This window comes from Microcystis sp. M165S2 (genome assembly GCF_020245885.1).
Lineage (GTDB): Bacteria > Cyanobacteriota > Cyanobacteriia > Cyanobacteriales > Microcystaceae > Microcystis.
The window spans coordinates 1-9,819 of record NZ_JADBTZ010000445.1 but is presented as its reverse complement, the minus strand read 5'-3'; the positions used below and the strand labels follow the sequence as shown (position 1 = coordinate 9,819).

General features: G+C 43.0%; 12 protein-coding genes. 6 read left to right on the top strand and 6 right to left on the bottom strand.

What is annotated here, in order from left to right:
* Positions 1 to 318: 318 nt before the first annotated feature.
* Positions 319 to 615, bottom strand: a complete 297-nt coding sequence (locus IM479_RS21835; protein WP_286826972.1) for a glutathione S-transferase — start codon at positions 613 to 615, stop codon at positions 319 to 321.
* Positions 616 to 1,275 carry a glutathione S-transferase family protein gene (locus IM479_RS21830; RefSeq protein ID WP_287686175.1) on the bottom strand — a complete coding sequence of 220 codons (660 nt, stop codon included), beginning with the start codon at positions 1,273 to 1,275 and terminating at the stop codon, positions 616 to 618.
* A gap of 151 nt (positions 1,276 to 1,426) precedes the next feature.
* On the opposite strand from IM479_RS21830, the gene lepB reads away from it, so the two are divergent.
* The 4 genes from lepB to IM479_RS21810 all read left to right on the top strand — a co-directional run bounded on the left by lepB (position 1,427) and on the right by IM479_RS21810 (position 4,760).
* Entirely contained in the window at positions 1,427 to 2,524 is a 1,098-nt protein-coding gene (gene lepB / locus IM479_RS21825; protein ID WP_287686174.1) for a signal peptidase I, read from the top strand.
* Between the two features lie 149 nt (positions 2,525 to 2,673).
* Complete coding sequence (locus tag IM479_RS21820) at positions 2,674 to 3,249, top strand: hypothetical protein (protein ID WP_286826969.1); 576 nt, start codon at positions 2,674 to 2,676, stop codon at positions 3,247 to 3,249.
* Positions 3,250 to 3,255: 6 nt separating this feature from the next.
* Entirely contained in the window at positions 3,256 to 3,624 is a 369-nt protein-coding gene (locus tag IM479_RS21815; RefSeq protein WP_287686173.1) for a DUF1818 family protein, read from the top strand.
* 65 nt (positions 3,625 to 3,689) lie between these two features.
* Positions 3,690 to 4,760, top strand: a complete 1,071-nt coding sequence (locus tag IM479_RS21810; protein WP_287686172.1) for a YheT family hydrolase — start codon at positions 3,690 to 3,692, stop codon at positions 4,758 to 4,760.
* 104 nt (positions 4,761 to 4,864) lie between these two features.
* Here the strand turns inward: IM479_RS21810 and IM479_RS21805 are convergent, their stop codons facing one another.
* Positions 4,865 to 5,884 (bottom strand): carbohydrate kinase family protein, encoded by a 1,020-nt coding sequence (locus tag IM479_RS21805; protein ID WP_287686176.1) that lies wholly within the window; start codon positions 5,882 to 5,884, stop codon positions 4,865 to 4,867.
* Positions 5,885 to 6,509: 625 nt separating this feature from the next.
* Between IM479_RS21805 and IM479_RS21800 the strand changes: the two genes are divergently transcribed.
* Positions 6,510 to 6,980, top strand: a complete 471-nt coding sequence (locus tag IM479_RS21800; protein WP_286824430.1) for a GNAT family N-acetyltransferase — start codon at positions 6,510 to 6,512, stop codon at positions 6,978 to 6,980.
* On the opposite strand, the gene IM479_RS21795 is transcribed toward IM479_RS21800, so the two are convergent.
* Together IM479_RS21795 and IM479_RS21790 are read right to left on the bottom strand one after the other, a co-directional pair.
* Positions 6,916 to 7,773, bottom strand: coding sequence for a sensor histidine kinase (locus tag IM479_RS21795; RefSeq protein ID WP_287686171.1), 858 nt, complete (start codon positions 7,771 to 7,773; stop codon positions 6,916 to 6,918). The genes IM479_RS21800 and IM479_RS21795 overlap by 65 nt on opposite strands.
* Entirely contained in the window at positions 7,728 to 8,315 is a 588-nt protein-coding gene (locus tag IM479_RS21790; protein WP_286824428.1) for an L-threonylcarbamoyladenylate synthase, read from the bottom strand. The genes IM479_RS21795 and IM479_RS21790 overlap by 46 nt, the downstream gene beginning before the upstream one ends.
* A 311-nt stretch (positions 8,316 to 8,626) precedes the next feature.
* Here IM479_RS21790 and IM479_RS21785 point away from each other — a divergent pair, with 311 nt between their 5' ends.
* Positions 8,627 to 9,154, top strand: coding sequence for a GIY-YIG nuclease family protein (locus IM479_RS21785; protein WP_287686170.1), 528 nt, complete (start codon positions 8,627 to 8,629; stop codon positions 9,152 to 9,154).
* A gap of 80 nt (positions 9,155 to 9,234) precedes the next feature.
* On the opposite strand, the gene IM479_RS21780 is transcribed toward IM479_RS21785, so the two are convergent.
* Positions 9,235 to 9,819, bottom strand: a 585-nt coding sequence (locus tag IM479_RS21780; RefSeq protein WP_287699575.1) for an RNA-guided endonuclease TnpB family protein, incomplete at its 5' end; no start/stop codon positions are given.

The following is a 9,819-nucleotide window of genomic DNA, read 5'->3' as shown; positions in this document are numbered from 1 at the left end:
TTCCGAAAGTCCTTGACTTGTTTCAGTTTTTCTATTAAGCTCAACATATATTTTAAAAGTTGGCGGTCACTTTTCATTTTACCTGACAGTGATCGCTTTTACTTTTGATATTCTGATGGGAGAATGAAACAGCCCTAGGGGGTTGGGGGGTTCTACCCCCCCAAAGGCTTGGATTGAGTGGTAAAATCGGAAGTAATGACCAATTTTAAAAAATAGTTTCCCTTTAAAAATCCCAACTCAGTAGATTTACAAAAATGAGATGCACCCCTTTTGGGTTAGCATAGGCACTCTTGTCAAAGGAGATTGACTATTTTGATTTTAACGATAGAAAGGTATCAATATCTGGAGGAATTTTTGTAATCTTCTCAGGGCAATTAATTGTCGAATCTTGGGATTAATTTGGGGGGGATAAATGCTGGTGGCTAATTGTTCTTCCAGTAAAGCATATTCTGCCGCAGTTAGGGGTTGATTATCAAGGGGCGATCGAGCCGAAGTGATAATTTCTGCTCGTAAAACTTCTTCGGGAATATCTTCAGGAGCGGGCAAAGCAAGGGCTTTTAGGGGCGATAAGAAACCGATAGAGATGAGGATGATAATTTTTGTCGTTCGCTTCATTTAATTTAAACCGGGGGGCAATTTTTCCCGACACTGTTGATGAATTTCCCCGATTCTAGCAAACAACCAGGGATATTTTTGACGATAACTGGGAACTAGAGCCAGAGGACTGAGTAGGGCAGTGGCGGCAATATCGGCTACACTTAATTTATCCGCCACCAAATAGGGCTGATTTTGCCAATATTCTAGAATCTTGATGGCATTTTCTAGTCGCTCCTCCGCTAGTTTTACCCTTGCTGGGGTGATTTTATATTGTTGTCGCACGATATTAATAATTATTTGACTACTCAGGGAAGGATCGATCGCTTTTCCCTCTCCGGCGCGATAATCATAATAGACAAATCTGGTCTCCACTCCAATAGTTTCATCTAACCAATCCTCTAGTAACCAAGCTTGATTTTTCTCCTTTTCCCCATCGGGAATAAAAGAGGGGAAAGGAACTACTTTTTCTAAATATTTTAAAATGGCAGTAGAATCGGCAATAATCTCATCTGCTGCCATTAAAACGGGGACAGTGGTTAACCCTTTAGTTAGGGGCCTGAGTTTGAGAATATGTAGTCCGGGGGTGAGATTTTCTACTTGGTAATCAATCCCCTTATAACCTAGAGCTAAACGAGCTTTGCGACAGTAATGAGATGTGCTAAATTGAAGTAAAAGCATTAAGTGTTGTTGGTTGCTATAGTAGTTATCAGTTACCAGTTATCAGATGTGAGTTTTCAGTTAACTGTTCACTGATTACTGATTACTGTTTACTGATTACTGTTTACTGTTTACTGATCACTGTTGAATGAATTGGCAATAGGTCTATACTATGAGCAAACCCTCCCTTTTTTCGGCTGTTTCTCGTCCTTATGCGATTAATTCACAAGCAAAAGATCCCTGGTTAGCTGTCAATCTCTCGATGTTCTTCCCCGGTTTGGGACAATGGTATGCTAACAAAAACCAGAAAGCAACCCTTTTGGCAATCGCTCAAGTAATATTAATAATTGTGACAATTTGGTCAATTTTTAGCCACAATGGCCCTGTAAGCTGGGGATTAGGGGGAATAGTTGCTCTGGTTATCGTTTACATTAGCAATATTTTTGACGCTCACTGGACTGTTTATTATTCCAGACAGAATAACAGCTTAGAGAAAATTCCGCGCCAACAAAAAAACCCGTGGTTTGCCGTCTTCGCTAACCGGATTATACCGGGGTTAGGGCAATTGTACGCCGATAAGGTGATCTTAGGGATAATTTTTCTGACTATATCCCTGATTACCCTGAAAATGGATCATTTTTTTGCCTATATCCTCTTTCTTAACCCTTTAACTACAGCGATCGCTATTTATCATGTTTATCACACTTTCCCCGATCAATTCCATCCCCATCGTCACACCTATCGTTCCATTTTGGCGCTGATGGTGGCAGCAATTTTTACTTGGGGAATTATCTGTAATTATTTTCCCGATTGGTTACATCAAAGAATAGAATTTTTCGAGATTCCTAGCGAATCCATGCTGCCTACCCTCGCAGTAGGTGATCGCATTTTCGTCAGTCAATCCAGTAATTATCAAGCGAAAAGAGGCGATATAATTGTTTTTAGAACTCCCGAAAAAATTAAGCAACTAGAGCCTAATTCTGGAGATTTTTTTATCAAACGAGTCATCGCTATTGCTGGGGATACCATTGAAATCCGCAGGGGTAAAGTTTATCTCAACTGGCAAGTTATCGAGGAACCCTACACCGCCGAGTTGACCAATTATGAAATAGAATTGGTGACTGTACCCCCAAAAACCCTGTTTGTTTTGGGAGATAATCGTAACCATAGTTTTGATTCCCATGCTTGGGGTTTTTTGCCGGAAAGTTATATCGTTGGTCAAGCCTATAAAGTTTACTGGCCTCTCGATCGTGTCCAGTCTTTGCTATGATGGGGATGACTGGGGTAACTTTGAGCCTAGGTGTTACAGTTAGATGAGTTTGGGTATTGTTAGATTTATAATATTCACAATCCCTTGAGTTGTTCCTGAAAAATTCCCACTGGTGCTAGATAATTAACTTCAACTTTTTCTTGATTAATATGCTCTTAAAATTCCCTCAAAAGCTAAAAATTCAGCGAATAATATTATTAGTATTTTGTCTAGGAATGGGGATAATTATCTGGTGGTTATCGTGGCAATCCACCGGGATGAGCCAAATTCAACGCCCCGAAACAGTTGCTCAACAAATTTATCAAGCAATGCCAGATTTACCGAAAGAAAACAACTATACCCGTCGAGATACAGGAGCGATCGATCCGAATAATACTTTAATAAGTCGCTTTCTTCGTTATCATCAAGATACAAAAAAAAGGTTTACTCTCATCCGTTTTGATTGGCAATTAACCCTAGGGGATTATCTAGGAGTGAACGAGAAAATCAACGAAGAAAACTATCCCGGACAAGCAACCCTTACCGTTAATCCCATGGCTGCCGATATCAAAGCGATTAACAGTCTTAATCGTCGTCAACGGCAGCAGTTAGTCACCCTTCTAGTCGAAATTTATAACCCCGCCATTCTCCCCCAAGAAACCCCCACTCCTAGTCCTTCTCCTAGTCCTTCTCCCCGTCGTCCATCTTTATCAAAACCAGGAGATGCCGACCTATTAAAATTCTAGAAAATTATGGAAAAAATTCTCAAATATGGTTCAGGTTGGCGACTCGGTTGGAATCCTAAGGCGGCCATTTATAAAGGATTAATTGGTGGCGATGATTGGGCGATCGAATTGACCGAGTCCGAGTGGCAAGATTTGCGTCGGTTACTATCACAATTGACCGCAACTATGGCGGCCATGGCCACAGAATTAATGGATGAAGAAAGAATTGCTTGTGAAGCGGAAAGTGAGCTTTTATGGGTAGAAGCGGACGGATTTCCCGATAATTATTCCCTGCGATTCATTCTCTATCAAGGTCGCGGTTGTGAGGGCAATTGGTCGGCCACTGCCCTGCCAGAGTTGCTCGCCGCTTGGGACAATTTGCTTTACAATTTTTAAGCAAGCGGTGGGCATAAGTTAATTTTTGTCTCCCCCTCTTGACTTTTTGATTCCCCTGTGCTGCTATGATTGCCCATCCTAGGACGAAGACTGATAATCTCACCTACACTCCGCCCCCATTGCTGAAAAACGGTTTTGCCATGACTCTCTATGTGTCCCTAAAAGCGCGAGAAACCTGGCAAAATACGATCGCTATTCCCGAACCAGTCTATCAAGAAACCATTTTCACCGGGGCCAATGCCGTCCCCATCTACGGGATTTTTTCCATTCCCCCGCAAGCGAAGGGAACCATTATCGGCACCTACGGCATCACGGGAGACTTAGATAATCAATGGTTTTTAAGAATTTTAGGCAGAAAAGCCGTAGCGAGAAACTACGCAGTCGTCCTCTTCGATTGGCGCGCCCACGGTAAGACAGCCGAATTATCCCCGACTCTCACCTCCGATGGCATCTATGAAGGGCTAGATTTCATTCATATTGCCGCCCAAGCTCAAAAAATGGGCTGTCCTGCTCCTTTTTGGTTCACAGGTTACTCTCTGGGGGGACAATTGGCCCTGTGGGGAATTAAATCGGCAGAGAATCAGGAAGATATGGGGATCGATCCCGTCGATATCGGTGGTGGTGCGGTAATTTGTCCTAATTTAGACTCTAATCGTTCTTTATCCTATCTCGTCCAGGATCCCTGGGGGAAACATTTGGAAAAAGCGATCGCCAGGGAATTACGCAAGTTAGCCAAACGCATCCATCAAGCTCATCCCGATTATATCGATCCCCAAGCAATTACTCGCGCCACCACGATTGCCGGATTCGATCGAGAATTAGTGATTAAAAACTTAGGATTTAAGACAGTTTTTGACTATTATGCCGCTAGTAGTCCCTTGCCCTTTCAACCCTATTTAACTAAACCCACTTTTATCCTCTACGCAGCCGATGATCCCCTCTTTTCCCCCGCAGTTATTCCCGATCTGCAAGCAGCGATCGCTGATAATCCCCACGTCGATCTACTCTTAACCAACCACGGTGGTCATGTGGGTTATATCAGCAGTTTATCCTGTCAGCGTCAGTGGGGCGATAGCGATCGCTGGTGGGCATGGAATCGGGTTTTAGACTGGTTTGACCAAAAAACTGGCAAATAATACTAAATCCGTTTTTAATCCTGTGATTAACTGCCGATCTAACTTTAAAAACCCAGTTATGGATTGTTTCCCCTCTATCCCCCATCCCCCATCCCCCATCCCTTCTATCCTATACTTTTTAAACAGGATTTAGTATCAAAGGCCGCTAGAAACTCCTCCACCTGTTCCCGAGTCGGTTGGGATGCGATCGCTCCTGCCGCCCTTGTCACCATTGCCCCCACCGCACAGGCATAAATCACCGCATTACGCGCTAAATCGGCATTTTCCCCGATTTGATCGCCTCCAAGACTAGCACGAGCTAAAAAACCAGCTACAAAGCCATCTCCTGCCCCAGTTGTATCCACTACCTCCCCCAGAAAAGCCTCAACAGTGCCGCTATTTTCGCCTAAATGATATTTACAACCTTTTGCGCCGCCAGTAACCAGAATTGCACCTAAATTGGGGTATTGTGATGATATTCTGACGGGGGTATCAGTGCAAAATAACCATGCTGCTTCTTCCTCGCTACATTTGAGCAAATCGGCCTGGACGATAAAATCTCGAATCCGATCAGCAGCGGCCTCAAGATTAGGCCAAAAAACCGGCCGCCAGTTGATATCGATCAATACTTTCACCCCGTAAATTTTAGCTAATTCGAGGGCGCGCATCATCGCCGCTCTCGCCGGGGGATAGGCTAACCCTAGGGTTCCCATAACTAGATAATCGGCATTTTTAAAGATATTTTCGGCTAATAAGTCACCATTAAGGGCAGTATCGGCAAAATCCGTCGTTTTAATGCCGCCAAAACCCGCAAAATGTCTGTCTCCCCCAGCATCGCGGGTGACATAAACTTGTCGGGTGGGTAGGGTGGGGTGATACTGTACACCAGTGGTATCGACTCCGAAAGCGTCTAGCAAGGCGATTAACTGTTCCCCTCGTTGATCTTTGCCCACACAACCGATAAAAGCCGAATTTATGCCCAATTTTCGCAATCCACAGGCCACGTTTGCCGGCGCACCCCCGGCATAGGTTGTCCAAGAAGTCACTTGCTCTATAGAGCGCTCGCTTTGATCGGCAATTAGATCAGAGAGGATTTCCCCTAAACAAATGACAGACACTGGCGAAGATCTTTGATGGTTAAGCATTGCTGTGGGGTGTGGGGAAGCTTTTTTCAGTGTTGCCAAAGGCACGGCGTAGCCGTCCAGTAAACAGTAAACAGTAATCAGTGAGGTTCTTCGTTACTTGGTATGGTTCGATCGGGTGGCATAAATCGACTAAATCTTTATTTGGCAAGAGACTTAATTGATTAGTTCGTTCTAGAGCGAAAACAATTGACAAAAATGGCCAAATGTTTTTCTCTGTAAGAGTTTCATTCCTTATAACCCTGTCCGTTGCATCACACAAACCGAAGAACGGCTCTCTTAGGTTTGGTGGGTAAAATGTATTCTAAGATACAGTTCTGCTGGCGAGCGAGTAGAAGGAACCACAGAGACACAGAGGACACAAAGATTGATCGCTTCTATAGTAAGTTAAACTGATCACACAAACCGAAGAACCATAACTGATAACTGATCACTGATCACTGATCACTGATTAATGACTTGTCAAGAAATCACGATAAATCAACTAGAGATTATCTGAGGCATTGAGTATAATCAAACACATAGATAGATTAGGGGAAATTGCTCATAATCAGTCCGATCGAGCGTGAATCCTCTTTCTCGGAAAAATATCTTCTCCTATTTTTTAGTCTTAGACTAAGGAAATATCATGATTGATTGTAGTCAGATTCAGTTTGACGAGGATAAAAGCAAGATAGATCTATTGCAACTACGAGAATTATTTAATTTAACCGCATTTTGGGCAATCGATCGCCGTTTGGAAGATTTAGCAACCGCAATTGACTATAGTGATCCAGTGGTGACGGTGTGGAATGAGCGGCAATTAATTGGTTTTGCTCGCGCCATTTCTGACGGCATTTATCGGGCAACTATTTGGGATGTGATTGTTCATCCCGATTATCAGGGAGCCGGTTTAGGGCGTAAATTAGTAGAAACAGTTTTAGCCCATCCCCGAATAAATCGGGTGGAAAGAGTCTATTTGATGACTACTAATCAAGAAAAATTTTACCAGCACATTGGTTTCCAAAGCAATGCCACGACGACGATGGTATTATTTAATCGTTATACCGAGGAGTTTCCCTATCCGGCGATCGAGGTAAAGAAAAAACGATCCGTGTGAGCTTGTCCTGACTATTGTTATCGATTTGATCTAAGCTCATTTCCCCCCCCGATACTTCGATAATGCCTTTCGCTAACTGGAATTTAAGACCGGGAGAAAGACCGAGAGCTTGGGTAAATTGTTTGACTTCTTCTGGCTTTGATTCTAAACTCAAAGGGGAAATTTCTGGCAAATGCCAGAGAGGGATTTCCCCCGGAAATTCTAGGACAATAGTGACTTTTTTCTCGCAAAGAGTGCTTACCGAGATACAAATAGAGCCACTCGCTAAGTTAGCGATCGCTGCATCAACGAGAAGGACAAGAGCGGAGGATAAACGCTGATAATCGGCAATAATAGCAATATCATCGGTTAAAGGGCTAAATTTAAGCTTAATATTGCGATTAGCTGCCTGTAAATAGGTTAAACTTGCCCAATCTTCCCAAAGTTTAGTTAAAGAAAAAATTTCTCGCTCCAGAGGTATAGTACCCGACTCTAGTTTGGAGAGATTAATCATCTCATCGAGCATTGCCATCAGTTTACGGCCTGCCAGTTGTCCTTGGGCGATAAATTCCCTTTCTTCGGCTGGACTTTCACAAAGATCGGCGAGAATCAGTTGATGGAGACTGATCATACTGCTCAATGGCGATCGCAATTCGTGGGCAACCCGTCCCAAAAAACTGCTTTTGAGGTGATTAATTGCCACAGCCAGGTGATAAGCGAGGCGAGTTTGCTGTAATTCCCGTTTTAAAGCGTCAATATCGTCCATATTTACAGAAAAACTGCCCCTTGTCGTAAGACATCCCATCCTTGACATTGCCAACGCGCGACGGTGGAGGGTTGTCCACTATTGATTATTCCCCATGCTTGCCTTTCTGTGGGCGCTAACACCGTCACCGAGGGAAAAGTAGTCATAATTGCGGATGGAGTCAATAAAGGCTCTTGTCCTGACAGATTAGCACTTGTGGTCGCTAAAACACCAGTTCGACCGAGAATTTCTCTTGCGATCGCATGAGCGGGAACTCGGATACCAATCGTGCTAGGATTTTTAGGGTTAAGAGCTTTTGGTACTTTTTCAGAAGCAGGTAAAACCAAAGTTAGAGACCCAGGCCAGTATTTTTCGGTCATTTGCTGCCAAATTTCCCTTTCTTCCTGATTTCCCTTGACATAATCCCATAAATCTGCTGCTGAGGCCGCCATGAGAATTAAGGGTTTATCAAAAGTCCGTTTTTTAGCGGCAAAAATCAGGGAAGAATAGGGGGGAGAAACCGCTAAAGCGGGAACTGTATCCGTGGGAAAAGAAACCACTTGACCACTTAGGGCCGCGTGAACAATTTCGTTAAGAGAACCAGTAGGCATTGAGAATTGATCATTTTTGGGGACTAATTTAGCCTAAAACTTTTTGGCACAATTTTAAAGGGTAAGCAGTTGATCAATATTAATTTTACTAACACTTGCTCCTAGTGCCTCTTGTCAAAAATGGTCAACTTCTTACCCTTCCAGAATCAGAAAACGATCACACCGCCTCCATTAACCTTTAGGTTACTCCTGGGCAGATAAACTGTCAGTCTAACTGTTAATTTACCATAGTAGGTTAGCCACAGCCCGGAATATAAAATTCAAACTTAGGTATAATTTAGCTATCTCCAACCAATTAGCGACGATTAATTATGAATGAGCCTGATACTTTTGCTAATCTCGAACAGTTAGAATATATTCCCTACCTAGATGCCACGGGTAATATCTGTGCTGATTTCCAGGGGAAAATCGGGGTTTATGCCATTTTTGATCGAGAACAAGTCTTAGAGTTTGTCGGCTATTCTCGTGATATTTATCTCAGTTTAAAACAACATCTTGCCCGACAGCCCCAAGCTTGTTATTGGCTAAAAATACAGTTGATTGATCGTCCTAATCGGACTATTCTCGAATCGATTAAACAAGCTTGGCTAAGAGAAAGTCAGGCAGTAATCGGCAATGAAAAACTCTGGACAGAACCAATTGATGCTAAATTAACCATGACTGAGACAGAAAAAGAAATTTATCAAAGTGCTGACGAATTGGGGCAAATCAAGTTATTAAAACAGGTATCCAGACGAGTAGAAAACGATATTTTATCAACCCTAGAAAAACGGGGAGTACAGATGGAAATTCGTTTTAATCCCAAGTTAAAAGAACAGGGTTTGCTCGATTTAAAGTAAAAATTCCTAGGGGCGATCGATTCTCCAGACAAACCGCTTTGACATCCTCACCACCGTAAACGGACGGTGATTCCCAAACCTCACGATTTAGGTTTCTGCTTCTTTCCCTTGTGGGGTTTCGCACCTGCCGCCCCAGTTTTACTCTGTTCTGGTCTTATGGTCGCTCTACAGACTGACACCGCAAGTCCTGCGGCCAAAATATTTTTACTAGCGTTAACATCTCGGTCATGGTGCGTCCCACAGTTCGGACAGTCCCACTCTCGAACATTTAACGGCATTTTCTCAGCAATATACCCGCAATTACTACACCTTTTAGAGCTAGGAAACCATCTATCTACTTCGAGGTAATTTCTCCCATACCAACGGCATTTATAGGCTAATTGTCGAGTTATTTCTCCCCAACTAACGTCAGATATTGCCTGAGATAATTTCGGGTTTCTGACCAGATTCTTGACGGCTAAATTCTCAACCACAATCGTTTGGTTTTCACGAACTAATTGAGTGGTTAGCTTGTGTAAATGGTCTTTTCTACTATCGGTGATTTGAGCGTGAATTTTGGCTACTTTGATTCTTGCCTTTTCTCGATTCTTTGAGCCTTTCTGTTTTCTAGAAAGGCTTTTTGGGTCCTTTCGCAGTCTCCGATAATGCTTTTTAAAATGCTTGGG

Excerpts from the sequence above, each read along its gene's own strand:
- IM479_RS21800 (WP_286824430.1), top strand. The coding sequence starts at position 6,510 with ATGATTGATTGTAGTCAGATTCAGTTTGACGAGGATAAAAGCAAGATA.
- IM479_RS21830 (WP_287686175.1), bottom strand. The coding sequence starts at position 1,275 with ATGCTTTTACTTCAATTTAGCACATCTCATTACTGTCGCAAAGCTCGT.
- IM479_RS21790 (WP_286824428.1), bottom strand. The coding sequence starts at position 8,315 with ATGCCTACTGGTTCTCTTAACGAAATTGTTCACGCGGCCCTAAGTGGT.
- lepB (WP_287686174.1), top strand. The coding sequence starts at position 1,427 with ATGAGCAAACCCTCCCTTTTTTCGGCTGTTTCTCGTCCTTATGCGATT.
- IM479_RS21805 (WP_287686176.1), bottom strand. The coding sequence starts at position 5,884 with ATGCTTAACCATCAAAGATCTTCGCCAGTGTCTGTCATTTGTTTAGGG.
- IM479_RS21835 (WP_286826972.1), bottom strand. The coding sequence starts at position 615 with ATGAAGCGAACGACAAAAATTATCATCCTCATCTCTATCGGTTTCTTA.
- IM479_RS21815 (WP_287686173.1), top strand. The coding sequence starts at position 3,256 with ATGGAAAAAATTCTCAAATATGGTTCAGGTTGGCGACTCGGTTGGAAT.
- IM479_RS21785 (WP_287686170.1), top strand. The coding sequence starts at position 8,627 with ATGAATGAGCCTGATACTTTTGCTAATCTCGAACAGTTAGAATATATT.
- IM479_RS21820 (WP_286826969.1), top strand. The coding sequence starts at position 2,674 with ATGCTCTTAAAATTCCCTCAAAAGCTAAAAATTCAGCGAATAATATTA.
- IM479_RS21810 (WP_287686172.1), top strand. The coding sequence starts at position 3,690 with ATGATTGCCCATCCTAGGACGAAGACTGATAATCTCACCTACACTCCG.
- IM479_RS21795 (WP_287686171.1), bottom strand. The coding sequence starts at position 7,773 with ATGTCAAGGATGGGATGTCTTACGACAAGGGGCAGTTTTTCTGTAAAT.